This is a genomic window from Winogradskya consettensis (genome assembly GCF_018332715.1).
Classification (GTDB): Bacteria; Actinomycetota; Actinomycetes; order Mycobacteriales; family Micromonosporaceae; genus Actinoplanes; species Actinoplanes consettensis.
Genome location: NZ_BOQP01000007.1, coordinates 148022 through 160728, shown reverse-complemented (window position 1 = coordinate 160728; position 12707 = coordinate 148022). Strand labels below are relative to the sequence as shown.

Below are 12707 nucleotides of genomic sequence, written 5' to 3'. Positions count from 1 at the left end.
ATGGAATACACCCGTCTGGGTCGTAGTGGCCTCTCCGTGTCCCGGCTCGTGCTCGGCACCATGAACTTCGGTCCGGAGACGTCCGAGGACGACAGCCACGCGATCATGGATCGCGCCCACGAGAACGGCATCAACTTCTTCGACACCGCCAACGTGTACGGCTGGAAGCAGGGCGAAGGCGTCACCGAGCAGATCATCGGCCGCTGGTTCGCCAAGGGCGGCGACCGGCGTGAGAAGACCGTGCTGGCCACCAAGTACTACGGCAGCATGGGCGACTGGCCCAACGACGACCTGTCGTCCGCGCTGAACATCCGCAAGGCTTGCGACGCGTCGCTCAAACGGCTGCAGACCGACTACATCGACCTCTACCAGATGCACCACATCGACCGCACCACGCCGTGGGACGAGATCTGGGAAGCGTTCAGCGTCCTGCGCCAGCAGGGCAAGGTCCTCTACTTCGGCTCCTCGAACTTCGCCGGCTGGCACCTCGCCCAGGCCCAGGAGGCCGCCCGCTCCCGGCACTTCCTCGGCCTGGTCAGCGAGCAGTCCATCTACAACCTGCTCACCCGCTGGGTCGAGCTCGAGGTCCTCCCCGCAGCCCGCGAGTACGGTCTCGGCGTCATCCCCTGGTCCCCGCTGCAGGGCGGCCTGCTCGGCGGCGTCCTGCGCAAACAGCGCGAGGGCGGCGCCTCCCGCAGCACCTCGGAACGCTCCGCCGGCGGCCTCGCCAAGCACCGCGACGCCATCGAGGCCTACGAGAAACTCTGCGCCGACCTCGGCGAGGACCCCGCGAACGTCGGCCTTGCCTGGCTCCTCGCCCAGCCCGGCGTCACCGGCCCCATCATCGGCCCCCGCACCGCCGCCCAGCTCGACGGCGCCCTCCACGCCTTGGAGATCAAGCTGGACGACCCCACCCTCGCCCGCCTCGACGAGCTCTTCCCGCCGCCGGGCCCCAACGGCGCCAAGCCGGCCCCCGAGGCCTACGCCTGGTAGTCACAAGCCCCACCGGCGAAGCTCCGGCCCTTCAGCCCGGGGCCGGAGCTTCGTTCTTACTCTGAGTTAGCTGTATGCAGCATCTGTACAGTGGTCCCGTGGCGATAGATGACCTCCCGCTGCCGGTCGTGAACTTCCTCAATGTCCTTGGCGTGCCATGGCCTTACATCGATGAGGACGTGGTCTCACAGTTCGCTGCGTTCACCCGGGACTTCGCCACCGCGGTGCAGACCACCCATGACGACGCGACCCGGGCGGTGGCCGGTATCGCCGGTGCCTACCAGGGGTCGGCGACCGATGCAATGAGCTCCGGTTGGGCGCGGATGTCCGCCCGGCACGTCGATGAGCTCGTCGACGGTTGTCACGTGCTTGCCGTCGCCCTGGACGTCGCAGCCGGTTACATCGTTGCCCAGAAAGCCGAAGCTATCGCCGTCCTCGTCGGTATGGCTGCCGCCTTCGTAGCGGATCAGGCCGCTGCGGTGGCGACCGCCGGGCTTGCTGAGGCTGCCGTGCCATTGATCATCGAAGGCGCCGAACTCTTGGTGAAGTCACTGGTCATGGATCTTGAGCAGCACATCATCGGCCAGGTGATCGAGGCGGCCGCGAAGCCTCTGTTCGCCAAGGTGGAGGAGGCTCTCGCGGGCCTGGACTGGTCACAATCCGGCACGACTCAGTCCGAGGCCGCCACCGGTGTGTCGCTGGATCCCGCGGCGCTGGCGCGGCAAGTCGCGGTCCTGCGGGACCACGCCACCGCTCTCGGCCAGCACGGCACCCGGTTCGCGGGACTCGTCGCGAGCCTTGAGTTCTGATGGCGGACGGGGAGATCAGCGCCGTTTTCAAGGCACTTGCCCGGCAGATGGCCGAGGCCATGGAACGGGCCGCCGGCAAGATGGCCGCCGTCAGCGAGGAAACCGCCGAGCGGGCCGCAGCCGGCGGCAAGAGCCTTGAGGAGACCGATGCCGCAGTCGCCAAGAGGTTCGACGACATCCGGACCGAGGAAACCGGTGGAGAGAGGATCGCTGCTGAGACAACGGGCCCGCCATGGCCGGTCAGCGACGGCGTTACCGGACCCGCGCGTGGCAAGGACCTGCGGCCGCCGAACAACCGGCACACGGTGGCCGGAGCTCGCAGCGGGCAGGTGCGGGGTGATAACACCGTCATCCTGCGGGGTAATGAGCAGGCGGTCCGCGACGATGTGCGGGAGATCGCCGCAGGCAACGCTGAGTGGGACGACGCCGCAGCGGTCTACCGGGTGAACGAACGCAGTTACCGGGTGGAACCGCAAGGCACTGTCTTTCCCGTTTCCGGTCCAGGGCTGGTCTACCTTGATCGAAACGAGTACGCCGCGTTGAAGGAGATCGCCAAGGCTCGAGGCGATCCTGCCCAGGTGCCGGCCTTCACGCAGAATCCCCGCTTCACCAGCAATCCGGACGCCATCACCAAGGCCAAGGCCATCTACGACGGGACATATCTGGGATGACGACGGGCTACGACCTGCTGATCGCCGGCGACCTCGACGTGGTGCGGCTGCGAGTTGCTCTCTGCAGGATCAACGAGGTGCCGCTGGACGAGGTCGACGTCGCCGACGAGGACGCCGAGGACCGGAACTGGCAGGCGATCGTGTTGTGTACCTTTGCGCCGCGCTCCGGTGACATCCGGTGGGCGCTCGACGTCTATGTGACGGAGGCGGCTCCGGTGCGAAGGTCAGTGGCCGAGAGCGCCGAAGAGCTGGCGGTTGAGCTGCGCGTTCCGGTTCTGTATGACGCGGGCGGCGTACGGCCGAGTGCGTATTGGCTTGCTGCCCCGGACGGGCCGCGCACCCGGGCGAGGGTCTACGACGGGCCGGAGGAGGGTTCGCTGGTGATCGACGCGGTGGAGCGGCCGGTGGCGTTGCTGCCGCGGGTCCGGGTCGCGCCGCAGCCCGAGGTCATCAAGGATCACCCTGTTCCTCATCCGATCGCTGACGCATTCGATGCGGTGCTGGGAGACAGCGCGCTGATTCCGGTGACCGGTGACGAGCTCTGGCACGCCACGACCCGGTTGAAGGCGTGGGAAGCGCTCGCCGTTCGCATGACCACGGGATGGCCGCCGGACGGCCGGTACCCACGTGACTTCTACGACCAGGACCTCGAGGTACGCGACCAGCTGACGCGAACCGTGGTGCCCGCCGTGGTCGCCGTACCGTTCGAGCGGGCTGTCGAGGCCGTCGACGCGGTCTTCCGTGACCACACCACCGCGGCCGGCCCCGAGCCCGGTCGCGGTTGGTGGTGGGGACGCGTGCCGGACCCGGAGCCGTGGTCGTAACGCTGACCGGCGGGTCCGGCACACGCAGAAGGCGTTGCCGATGGCTTTGCGGGTTATCCGCAGTGGCCGTAGATCTGGGCTGTGGCGGTGATGCTGCCGACCTCGATGGTGGAGCCTGCGTTGATGCACGTGCCCGCTGCTGAGCCCTTGGTGTTGACCGGGCCGGCGTAGCTGCTGTAGTGGCCGGAGTCGTAGTTCACGTTCTGGACCGGGCCGTCCTGGCTGTTGCACCTGCTCGCTACCGGGCCGCTGGTTCCGAAGCAGCGCAGGACCCACACGGACATGTCGCGGGCGGCGCCGGTGACGTTGGTCGCCTTGGCGCAGTTCTTGCCGGTGGACGAGTTGTAGTAGAGGTGAAGGGTGCCGTAGGTGTGGCTGCCGGACTTCATGGCCGCCGTGTCGATCTCCGTGCCGGAGCAGCTGCCGGTGACGGCCGCCGATGCCGGGGCCGGGGCCAGCGCCGCGAGGGAGAGCAGCGGGGTCAGGAGCAGGGCCGCGGACAGACCGGTTCTGCGCAGAGAAATCATTGAATCTCCTTGGTCGAGGGCGGCGGTCAGCCGCAGTGGCCCCAGATGTCGGCGCGGGCCTCGCCGCCGCTGGTCACCATCTGGGCTCCGGCGTAGATGCACCGGCCGGCGGCGCTGCCGAGGGTGTGGACCGGGCCGGCGTAGCTGCTGAACACCCCGGAGTCGAGGTTCTTGTTCTCGGTCGGTGTGTCGGTGAAATCGCAGGTCGCCTGTGTGCCGGAGGAGCCGGCCTTGCAGCGGAAGACCCATACGGCCAGCTGGTGGGCGGTACCGGTGGTGTTGGTCGCCTTGGCGCAGTTCTTGCCGGTGGACGAGTCGTAGTAGACGTACAGGGTTCCGTACGTGTGGGAGCCGCCCTTGATCGCTTTGGAGTCGATCTGGGTGCCGGAGCAGCTGCCGGAGACGTCGGCGTTCGCGGGGGACGGCGCTGCGAAGGCGAGCAGCGAGGTCAACAGGAGGAGGGCGGCGAGAGCGGCCCTGCGCAGAGGTGTCATCGTTCGTTGTACCCCCGTGCGTTCCAGAACGCGGTCGGGTCCGGGTTGACCAGGGTCTCGTCGCTGCTCACGGCGGCGAGTTCCTTGCGGCCCGGGCGGTATTCGACGTGGGTGTGCGCGGCGCTGCTGGAGCCGACGCCACGCCACGACTCGGTGGCGATCTGCTGGTCACGGGTGACGGTGTCGCCCTCGCTCAGGCTCGCCAGCGGGGCGCTGTGCAGGTAGACGATCGTGGCGTCGATACCGGAGTGGTAGATCGCGATGGTGGAGAGGCCGCCGCTCCCGGTCGAGCCGCGGACGATGTTGATGACCTTCCCGGACAGCAGGGCCCGGACCGGGGCGCCGAGTTCGCGGGCCATGTCGATGCCCTCGTGCCGGCCCGGGGTGTTCACATAGCGGTCGAAGCCGCAGGTGATGGTGCCGCTGGCGTTGTAGAGCCCGTGGGTCAGGTTCTCGTCGGCGGTGTCGTCGACGCCGAACTTGTGCGACGCGTTCTCGTTCTTCAGCTTCGAGTTGAGGTTGACCTTCTTACCGGCGGCGATGCCCTGGTGGGCGCCGCCGTAGCCGCTGTTGAAGTAGACGGTGACCGGGACGTCGGAGCGGTTCCAGACCGACGCGGCCTCGTTCTTCACGCACAGGTCCTGGCCGGCGCCGGCGCCCTTGAACTCGTAGCAGCTGGGCTGGGTGGCGCCGTAGTCCGAGATCGAACCGGTGAAGTCGGAGATCGATCCCTCGTTGTCGCTGTTGTAGTAGAGGCAGAACTCGCCGTCGTTGCAGACGCCGTCGCGGGACGCCGCGTGGGCGGCCGTCGGGGCGACGGTGACGATGCCGGCGCCGATCAGGGCGGCGATGGCGAGAGCTTTGAACTTCTTCATGGACGAACTCCTTGTCAGAGGGAACGCAGGTATTCCTCGTAGGTGACTTTCGAGACGCGCGGGCCGTCGTCGGCCGCGTTGTTCGCCAGGCCGTTGCGGCCCTCGTAATAGGCGCCGACCTGCTTCTGCGCCGAGGCGGACAGGTCGGTGTCGCTGATCGCGACGGCGTGGATGTGCAGCGGCCAGTCGCCCTGTGCCGGGGTCCGCAGCCACGCCGCGAAGCCGACCTGGCGCAGCGCGGTCACGGCGGCGGTGCGCTTGGCGGCGGTCAGTGCCTCGGCGTCGAGGTCGAGCGCGCCGCCGCCGTCGTGCGTACCGGCCGAGGTCGGGTCGGCGCCGGGGGAGTAGGACCCCTGCTCGACGGTGAAGGTGATCCCGGACCGGGTCTGCGCCGCCTTCAGCATGGCCAGGGTCCGCGTGTTGACGGGAAACCCCTGGTGGGTGGTCCGGGCGCCGACCGAGTAGACCCGGGTCAGGGTGAACTGCCCGTCACCGAGCCTGGTCAGCGACGTCTTGCCGGGCAGCCCGGAGGCGTCGATGCCGCTGTAGCCGAGTTGCTTCTGCCACTGGGCGTACGCTGCGACGGTCCGCGTGCCGAAGTGGCCATCCACATAGGACGCGTCGATCAGGCCCAGGCCGCGCAGGGCGGTCTCGACCAGCCGGACGCTCGGACCGGCGCCGGCGGTGACCGCCTCATCGGCCTTGACCGGGTCCCACTGCGCCGCCTTGAGCACGGCCTCCATATCGACCGTGGGCAGTGCGGCAGCGGCGAATGCCGACTGCGGGGCCAGCGCGAGCGCCGGGACGGCGGCGCCCAGTGCCAGCAGGGAACGACGGGAAACGTTCACCGGAAACCCTTCCGTGCAACGTGGTTTCTGCTCTGTCGATGCAGGACGCTACTGACGCGTAACCGTTGCGGTGAGCGGTGAACGACCCTCATCCGGCGGCGAGGTGGCATCGACCAAATACGCTGTCGCGCGCGGGGGAGAAAGGGGGCGGCTGTGCACACCATCAGCGACATCGGGCCGGTGGAGACCTCGGTCAAGGCTGCCGCCGCCCGGATCGCCGTGACCGCCAAGGTGCTCGTCGTCGTCGCCTGCACCGCCCTGGTGCCGCTCGGTGGCGTGACGGCAGCCTCCGCCGCGGTCGTCGTCGCCGTCCTGGCGTGGCAGGTCGCGTTCGTGCTGGCCGGGCGGTGGCCGCGAGCACGCGCGGTCGTGGACGGCATCCCGCTCGTTGCCGCGTGCGTGCTGCTGCCGTTGCTCCACCCGTCGCACGGCCATCTCGACCTGGACGACTGGGCGCGACCGGTGACCTCGGTGTGTGTCGGCGCGGTGCAGTTCTACACCCGCCCCCGTGACGGTCTCGGCTACACGCTCGTCATCTCCGCCGGCGTGTGGGTGGGGTCGACGCTGGCTCCGGGCGACGACTGGAACCTGCGCGGCGCCCAGGCGGTGATGCTGCTCTGGCAGGGTGGGCTGGCCCGGTGCCTCATCGTGCTGGTCACCCGGAGTGCCCGGCGCGTCGACGACCTCACCGCCGCCACAGCCACCGCGCGACGCGAGGCGGAGCTCACCACTGCCCGCCGGGCCGACGTCGAGGAACACCTCGCGGTGCTGCACGACACCGTCGCCGCCACGCTCACGGCAGCGGCGTCGCGTGGCGTCAGTGGCCCCGAACTGCAGCACCGGGCGCGATCCGATCTGTCCCGGCTCGAGCCCGCGCCCCGGACCGCGACGTTCGCGGACCTGACCACCCCACCCGAGACCGGTACGCTCGGCGTCACCGTCACGCAGGAATCCGCCGGCGATGCTCCGGCGATCCCCGCGTACGCCATCGATGCCCTGCTCCTGGCCCGTGACGAGGCACTGCGCAACGTCGAACGCCACGCCGGCACCGGCCAGGCCCGGCTGCGGCTGCGGCTGCCCGCACCGGGAACGGTGACGCTGGACGTCATCGACGACGGTCGCGGGTTCCGGCCGGGCGACGTTCCCGGCGGGACACATCTCGGCCTGCGACTGTCCGTCGAGGCCCGGATGCGCCGGGCCGGCGGCAGCGCCCGCGTGGTCAGCGCCCCGGGCCGGGGCACCCGAGTCGAGCTGCGCTGGCCCGCCGCGTGACCGACATCCGCAGGGCGGCCCGGTGGGGAACCTGGGTGATGTGCGGCGTGCTGCTGCTGGTGCTGTACCGCGCCGACGCCCTGGACAATCCCGCCGGCATCCAGCGCGTGGCCTACCTGGCCAGCATCGGCGCCTGGCTCGCGACGGCCGGCCTCATGGCCTGGCCCGAGCGGGGCACCCGGCAACGACAGGTGCTCGCCACCACCCTCAGCGTCGTGACACTCGCCGCCACCACCGCCGTAACCCTCACCGTGCCCGCCGGGCTGCAGCACACCAACGCCAACTGGGCGATCGGGGTGAACGGCTGGCTGCTGCTGACGATCGCCTCCGGTGTCCGGCTGTCGCTGCTCGTGCTGTGGCTGGCCCTGCCGGTGGTGCTCGCCCTGGCCGCGGCGATCCCCGCCGGACCGCCGGAGATCGCCGTGATGTGCGTCCGCGCGCTCGGCATCCTCGGCCTGCAGATCCCGATCGCGCTGGCGACACGGGCACTCGAACGCTCCGCCGAGGCCACCAGGCAGCTGCAGCTGACGCAGGATGCCATCCGCACGGAGCAGTTCGTGGCGGCCGCGCTGCACGACGACCGGCTCCGCCGCTCCCGGACGGTCGCCGCCGCGGTCGAACCGGTCCTGGCCAGCCTTGCCGACGTCGCCGCGGGCACCGCCCCCGACGACAGCCTGCGCCGGAGCAGTCGCATCGCGGCCGCCCAGGTGCGCCGCCTGCTCGCCGCCTGGAACCACGACGACGGCGACCCACTCGGTGACGAACTGTCAGCATGCCTCGACGATCTGCAGGCGGCGGGCACCCGGATCGAGGTCGCCGTGCACGCCGGCCAGCTGCCTCCCGTGCTGCGCCGGGCGACCCGCGACGTGGTGCGCGCCTGCGCCCGCCTGCCGGTGTCCCGCCTGCGTCTCACCGCCGTGCCGACCCCCACCCACCTGAGCCTCAGCGTCGTCGCCCGCACCGGCAACCCCGGGGCGCGGTTCGTGCTCGGCCCCGTCCCCGCCCCGCTGGCGATCCGTACCACCACCATCGACGAAACCCTGTGGGTGGAGCTGACATGTCCCCTCTGAACCCGTCCGTCGCCATCGTCGACGACCACCCGGTGGTCCTCGCCGGCGCCCGGGCCTGGTTCCAGGCCGCCGGGATCACGGTGACAGCCGCCGGTAACGACCCGCGGATCGCCACGACCCCGGAAGGCCTGCGGGCCGACGTCGTCGTCCTGGACCTGCAGCTCACCGACCGGCACACCGTGGCCTGGGACGCCCTGGCGGAGCTGGTCGCCGCCGGCCGGCGCGTGATCGTGTACACCATGCGCGAGGACCGCGAGACCGCGCTGCGCTGCCTCGACGCCGGCTGCGCCACGTTCCTCACCAAGGCCGAGGGCGAAGAACACCTGGTCGCGGCGGTGCGAGCGGCCGCCCAGGATCTGCCGTACGTGCCGCCCGCCCTCGCCGGAGCGATGTCGGCGAACGAAGCCTCCGATCGCCCGCGGCTGACCGAGCGGGAGCAGGAGGTGTTGCTGGCGTGGTTCCAGTGCGAGTCCAAGCAGCTGGTCGCCGCCCGGTGCCACCTCTCACCCCGGACGGTCGAGGGCTACATCGACCGGGTCCGGGTCCGCTATGCCCGCGCCGGGCGCCCCGCCTCGACGAAGGCCGCCCTGGTCGCGCGCGCCCTGCAGGACGGTCTGATCCAGCTCGACGACCTCTGACGGCCACCCCCGCTCAGAACAGGCCCTGCTCAGAACAAGCCCTGCTCAGGCGGGCCCTGCTCAGGCCAGGCCCTGCTCAGACCAGGCCCTGGGCCTCGCCGGTCGGGGTGGGCGGGGGCGTCTCGACCGGGGTGGACGACGGGTCCGGGTCGGTGGTCGGGTCGACCGGCTCGGTCGGGGTGGGGCTGGTGTCCGGGGACTCCGTCGGCGTCGACGGGGTCGGCGAGCCGGAGGGCGACGCGGACGGGCTCGCTGAGCGGGACGCACTGACCGACGGGGCCGGCTTGGACGACGAGCGGGGCCGGCTGGGCACGGTCGACTCCACCGGGACGACCGCGGTGGGCTCGGGCGCGATGACCGGTCGTGTCGACGAGCCGGGCACGGCCGGTGTCGTCGCAGCGGGCGGTGTCTCGCCGACAGCGGCGTCGGCCGGGTGACCGCCGGGCGTCGCGGCACCGTTGGCGAGCTGCATCCCCACGACGGTCAGGGCCACCGTCACGACCCCCAGCGCCGCCATGACGACCCCGCGCCGTCGCGAGCGCGTCGTCCCCATCGCGGGAATGAACGCCGTGAGGGATTCTGAGCTGCGGCGCAGGATGTCGGCCGCGGCCGCCGCCGTGGGACGCCGGGCCGGGTCGTCGGCGGTGCACGCCTCGTAGAGCCGGATGAGGTCGCGGGGGATCCCGGGGATGCGGGGCAGCCGGGGCGACGGGTTGTGGTGGCGGGCGGTGAGGATCTCGACGATGCTGTTGCCCGGCCAGGCGCGCTCGGCGGTGAGGCATTCGAACAACAGCAGGCCGAGAGCGTACACATCGGCTGCGGGGTAGGTCGCCTCGCCGCGGAGCTGTTCCGGGGCGAGCGTGGCCGGGGTGCCCCACAGCCGGCCCTGGGTGTCGACGGCGTTCTTGCCCGCCGCGGCGGCGATGCCGAAGTCGAGGACCTTCGTGCCGTCCGGGGAGAGCATGACGTTGCGGGGCTTGACGTCGCGATGCACGAGATTCTGCTCGTGCGCGGCGGCCAGCGCGGCAGCGACATCCGCACCGATCTCGGCGGCGCGTTGCCATGGCAGCGGGCCGGTGCCCTTGAGCCGGTCGGCGAGCGTCTCACCGGCGACGAACTCCATGATGAGGAACGGCGTGCGGTCGGCGCCGTCGACAACCTCGCCGTAGTCGTAGACCCGGGCGATGTTCGGGTGGTTGAGCCCCGCCGCGGTGCGCGCCTCCAGCAGAACGGCGTCCGCGGCGTTGTCGCCGGGACCGTACGGGAAGAACAGTTTCACGGCGACGTGTCGTTTCAACGTACGGTCGAAGCCACGATGGACCACCGCACTGCCGCCACGGCCGACGGCGTTGCCCACCCGGTAACGCCCTGCGAGCTCTTGCACCGCGACCTCCCCCACCAACCACCCACAGTGAGAGAGCCTCGGTGGATGTGCGCAGATCCTACCCCGGGCCGCGGTGATCAAACCGCCCCGATCGATGGCCGCACGGCAACGGTTCGATGAAGTCACCGGCGAAAACGGCGGAAGTAGTGCCAGACCAGGTCGCGTGCCGCCCCTCTCGGTGACGGGCGGCACGCCGGTTCGTCAGAAGGTGATCTCGCCCTGGTGGTAGACGCGGGGGAGGTAGTACGAGTTCCGGGTCTCGTTCATCTCATGGAACGGCCGCAACAGCACCGGAACCCCGACATCCGCGGAGTTGAACATCATGCCGCCACCCCAGAGCCCGGGCCACTGACGATGTGGCTCCCGGTGATCGCCTCTCCCGGGTAAGAGTCAGCCCTCCGAGGCTCCGGCCGCCACGGTCTGGATCAGCGTGGCGGAGGCTTTGGCGAGGTCGTTCCAGGGGAGGAGACCTGCAGCCGGGGGTCTATGTCGGGCGGGGGCAGCACGTCCGGCTTGTCTGGTTGTTCGTAGTGAACGGCTGACCCCGGAACGCCGCGCCGCGCCGCGGGTGGGACGCGGCGCCGGCGGTTCTACGGGTGGAGGAGCTTGGTGGCCGGGGTCCAGGTGGTTTCGTCGGTGAGGTCGGCAAGTTTGATCGACTTGGCGACCTGGGTCTTCTCGGCGATGGGGAGGTTGCCGGTGACCGAGAGCAGGGTTGTGCCGGTGACGATCGAGTAGGTGCAGGACGTCGCTGCGTCGGCGTTGGTGCACTTGTGGGAGGCGTCGATGGGTGGGGGCTTCTGTCCCGTTGCGGCGAGGGAGCTGACCGTGATGGTGAAACTGCCGGGCAGGTCGAGGTAGGGATCCGACAGGCCGGTTGCCGGGGCGTTGCGGGCGAAGATCGCGCCGCCGTAGACGGTGCCGTTGCTGCCGGTGATGCTGTCCCAGCCGGGCAGCGAGTGCTCGGCCACGTCGACCGCGGTGTAGCCGGCCGGCAGGTAGGCCATCGTGAAGGGCAGGACGGCCGGGGCCGGGCTGGTGTTCGGTTTGAAACCTGCGATCAGGGCGGTCAGGTCGGTGAACGACGGGTTGTCAGCGTCGGTGGAGAGGGACTTCACGACCGCCCAGGCGCCGGTCGCGTACTGCCAGGCGATCGCCTTGTCACCCCGGTCGGCGTCGGTCCGGGGCTTGCCGTCCGCCAGCAGGGTCGCCTGGAGCACGGCCTGCCCGTCGACGGTCACCGTCGTGGCGTTGGTGAGTGAGGCCTCGTTGAACGCGCCCGGCTGGTAGACCGTCAGCGACGCATACGCACCGGACGGCGCGCCGTCGACCGTGATCGTGGCGACCTGGTAGGCGGCGGACACGTCGGTCGGGTTCTGCACGTGCAACCTGCCCGCGTCATAGGCCCCGAAGGTGAAGCTGAACGGCGGCGACGTCACCGCGGTGGGGCCGGCCGTTCCGACTGCGGTGGTGGCGGTGGTGGTGTCGTCGTGCGCGGGCAGCGCGAACGCGCCGCCCGCCACCACCGCGACCAGTGCCGCCGCGCCGGCCATGGCGAATCCGCCCTTGCGACGGCGCTCGGCCCGGCGACCGGCCGACACGATCTCGTCGATTTCGATGCTGCGACCCAGTGGTGGCTCGTCGGCCGTCACCGTTTCCACGACCTCATGCAACCGCATGGGACAACTCTCCTTCGCTGAGATCGATCTTTTCCGCGGCCATGAGCTCGCGGAGCTTGGCGAGGCCTCGGGAGGTCTGGCTCTTCGCCGTGCCGAGGTTGCAGCCCAGGACCTGGGCCGTGTCCTCCAGGCTGAGGCCCAGGTAGTGCCGCAGGATCACGGCTGCGCGCTGCCGGGGCGGGACCCCGTCCAGCGCGGCCTTGAGGCGTAACCGCTCGTCGGTGGCGCCTGCCGGGTCCCGCAGCGCGATCTCCGGCATGGCGTGGCTCGCCGACCGTTCGCGGCGCCACGGGCGCCGGGTCTCGTCGATCGCGGCCCGGTAGACCATGGTTTTGACGTAGAGGTCCGGGCGCTCAAGCTTGCGCCAGCGCGGGTAGAGCTTGACCAGCGCGTTGGCCACGGCGTCCTCCGCCGCGTGCCAGTCGCCGCAGGTCAGGTATGCCAGCTTGCGCAACGACGCCATCTGGGACGTCACGAACTCACGAAATGCGTCTTCTTCTGCGGCTCTCAAATCGCCTGCCTCCCTTCGGCGGAGATGGAACGGTCAGCGCCGGGCCAAAGGTTGCACGCCGAACGGGCGTAGTCGGGCAGTTACGCAGAGGGAAAGCGATCTCTGTCGGGCA

At 70.4% G+C, this 12707-nt stretch carries 15 protein-coding genes; 7 read left to right on the top strand and 8 right to left on the bottom strand.

The window, feature by feature from the left end; all coding sequences use genetic code 11:
• The 4 genes from Aco04nite_RS08320 (at window position 1) to Aco04nite_RS08305 (ending at window position 3297) form a co-directional block, all read left to right on the top strand.
• Complete coding sequence (locus Aco04nite_RS08320) at window positions 1-993, top strand: aldo/keto reductase (RefSeq protein ID WP_212996601.1); 993 nt, start codon at window positions 1-3, stop codon at window positions 991-993.
• A gap of 98 nt (window positions 994-1091) precedes the next feature.
• Window positions 1092-1802 (top strand): WXG100-like domain-containing protein, encoded by a 711-nt coding sequence (locus Aco04nite_RS08315; RefSeq protein ID WP_212996600.1) that lies wholly within the window; start codon window positions 1092-1094, stop codon window positions 1800-1802.
• Complete coding sequence (locus tag Aco04nite_RS08310) at window positions 1802-2473, top strand: hypothetical protein (RefSeq protein WP_212996599.1); 672 nt, start codon at window positions 1802-1804, stop codon at window positions 2471-2473. Before Aco04nite_RS08315 ends, Aco04nite_RS08310 begins: the two co-directional genes overlap by 1 nt.
• Entirely contained in the window at window positions 2470-3297 is an 828-nt protein-coding gene (locus Aco04nite_RS08305; protein WP_212996598.1) for a hypothetical protein, read from the top strand. The genes Aco04nite_RS08310 and Aco04nite_RS08305 overlap by 4 nt, the downstream gene beginning before the upstream one ends.
• 53 nt (window positions 3298-3350) lie before the next feature.
• Here Aco04nite_RS08305 and Aco04nite_RS08300 read toward each other — a convergent pair whose 3' ends face one another.
• The 4 genes from Aco04nite_RS08300 to Aco04nite_RS08285 are packed head-to-tail and all read right to left on the bottom strand — an operon-like array spanning window position 3351 to window position 6041.
• Window positions 3351-3824: a hypothetical protein gene (locus Aco04nite_RS08300; protein ID WP_212996597.1), complete on the bottom strand. Its 474-nt coding sequence runs from the start codon at window positions 3822-3824 to the stop codon at window positions 3351-3353.
• 26 nt (window positions 3825-3850) lie between these two features.
• On the bottom strand, window positions 3851-4318 hold the full coding sequence (locus Aco04nite_RS08295; protein ID WP_212996596.1) for a hypothetical protein: 468 nt from the start codon (window positions 4316-4318) through the stop codon (window positions 3851-3853).
• A complete protein-coding gene (locus Aco04nite_RS08290) occupies window positions 4315-5193 on the bottom strand; it encodes a peptidase inhibitor family I36 protein (RefSeq protein WP_212996595.1) in 879 nt (292 codons plus the stop codon). The genes Aco04nite_RS08295 and Aco04nite_RS08290 overlap by 4 nt, the downstream gene beginning before the upstream one ends.
• A 14-nt stretch (window positions 5194-5207) precedes the next feature.
• On the bottom strand, window positions 5208-6041 hold the full coding sequence (locus tag Aco04nite_RS08285; RefSeq protein ID WP_212996594.1) for a peptidoglycan-binding protein: 834 nt from the start codon (window positions 6039-6041) through the stop codon (window positions 5208-5210).
• A gap of 153 nt (window positions 6042-6194) precedes the next feature.
• On the opposite strand from Aco04nite_RS08285, the gene Aco04nite_RS08280 reads away from it, so the two are divergent.
• The 3 genes from Aco04nite_RS08280 to Aco04nite_RS08270 are packed head-to-tail and all read left to right on the top strand — an operon-like array spanning window position 6195 to window position 9021.
• Window positions 6195-7313: a sensor histidine kinase gene (locus tag Aco04nite_RS08280; protein WP_212996593.1), complete on the top strand. Its 1119-nt coding sequence runs from the start codon at window positions 6195-6197 to the stop codon at window positions 7311-7313.
• Window positions 7310-8383, top strand: a complete 1074-nt coding sequence (locus Aco04nite_RS08275) for a hypothetical protein (RefSeq protein WP_212996592.1) — start codon at window positions 7310-7312, stop codon at window positions 8381-8383. The genes Aco04nite_RS08280 and Aco04nite_RS08275 overlap by 4 nt, the downstream gene beginning before the upstream one ends.
• Complete coding sequence (locus Aco04nite_RS08270; RefSeq protein WP_212996591.1) at window positions 8371-9021, top strand: response regulator transcription factor; 651 nt, start codon at window positions 8371-8373, stop codon at window positions 9019-9021. Before Aco04nite_RS08275 ends, Aco04nite_RS08270 begins: the two co-directional genes overlap by 13 nt.
• A gap of 76 nt (window positions 9022-9097) precedes the next feature.
• Here the strand turns inward: Aco04nite_RS08270 and Aco04nite_RS08265 are convergent, their stop codons facing one another.
• The 4 genes from Aco04nite_RS08265 to Aco04nite_RS08255 all read right to left on the bottom strand — a co-directional run bounded on the left by Aco04nite_RS08265 (window position 9098) and on the right by Aco04nite_RS08255 (window position 12595).
• Window positions 9098-10405, bottom strand: coding sequence for a serine/threonine-protein kinase (locus Aco04nite_RS08265; protein ID WP_212996590.1), 1308 nt, complete (start codon window positions 10403-10405; stop codon window positions 9098-9100).
• A 201-nt stretch (window positions 10406-10606) separates the two neighbouring features.
• A complete protein-coding gene (locus Aco04nite_RS49535) occupies window positions 10607-10729 on the bottom strand; it encodes a hypothetical protein (RefSeq protein WP_280519319.1) in 123 nt (40 codons plus the stop codon).
• A gap of 266 nt (window positions 10730-10995) precedes the next feature.
• A complete protein-coding gene (locus tag Aco04nite_RS08260; RefSeq protein WP_212996589.1) occupies window positions 10996-12084 on the bottom strand; it encodes a hypothetical protein in 1089 nt (362 codons plus the stop codon).
• Window positions 12071-12595, bottom strand: coding sequence for a SigE family RNA polymerase sigma factor (locus tag Aco04nite_RS08255; RefSeq protein ID WP_212996588.1), 525 nt, complete (start codon window positions 12593-12595; stop codon window positions 12071-12073). Before Aco04nite_RS08255 ends, Aco04nite_RS08260 begins: the two co-directional genes overlap by 14 nt.
• Window positions 12596-12707: the final 112 nt, after the last annotated feature.

What these genes read in the sequence shown, in the direction of transcription:
- Aco04nite_RS08270 (WP_212996591.1), top strand. Translation starts at nt 8,371, where the DNA reads ATGTCCCCTCTGAACCCGTCCGTCGCCATCGTCGACGACCACCCGGTG.
- Aco04nite_RS49535 (WP_280519319.1), bottom strand. Translation starts at nt 10,729, where the DNA reads ATGATGTTCAACTCCGCGGATGTCGGGGTTCCGGTGCTGTTGCGGCCG.
- Aco04nite_RS08290 (WP_212996595.1), bottom strand. Translation starts at nt 5,193, where the DNA reads ATGAAGAAGTTCAAAGCTCTCGCCATCGCCGCCCTGATCGGCGCCGGC.
- Aco04nite_RS08300 (WP_212996597.1), bottom strand. Translation starts at nt 3,824, where the DNA reads ATGATTTCTCTGCGCAGAACCGGTCTGTCCGCGGCCCTGCTCCTGACC.
- Aco04nite_RS08310 (WP_212996599.1), top strand. Translation starts at nt 1,802, where the DNA reads ATGGCGGACGGGGAGATCAGCGCCGTTTTCAAGGCACTTGCCCGGCAG.
- Aco04nite_RS08320 (WP_212996601.1), top strand. Translation starts at nt 1, where the DNA reads ATGGAATACACCCGTCTGGGTCGTAGTGGCCTCTCCGTGTCCCGGCTC.
- Aco04nite_RS08305 (WP_212996598.1), top strand. Translation starts at nt 2,470, where the DNA reads ATGACGACGGGCTACGACCTGCTGATCGCCGGCGACCTCGACGTGGTG.
- Aco04nite_RS08295 (WP_212996596.1), bottom strand. Translation starts at nt 4,318, where the DNA reads ATGACACCTCTGCGCAGGGCCGCTCTCGCCGCCCTCCTCCTGTTGACC.
- Aco04nite_RS08260 (WP_212996589.1), bottom strand. Translation starts at nt 12,084, where the DNA reads ATGCGGTTGCATGAGGTCGTGGAAACGGTGACGGCCGACGAGCCACCA.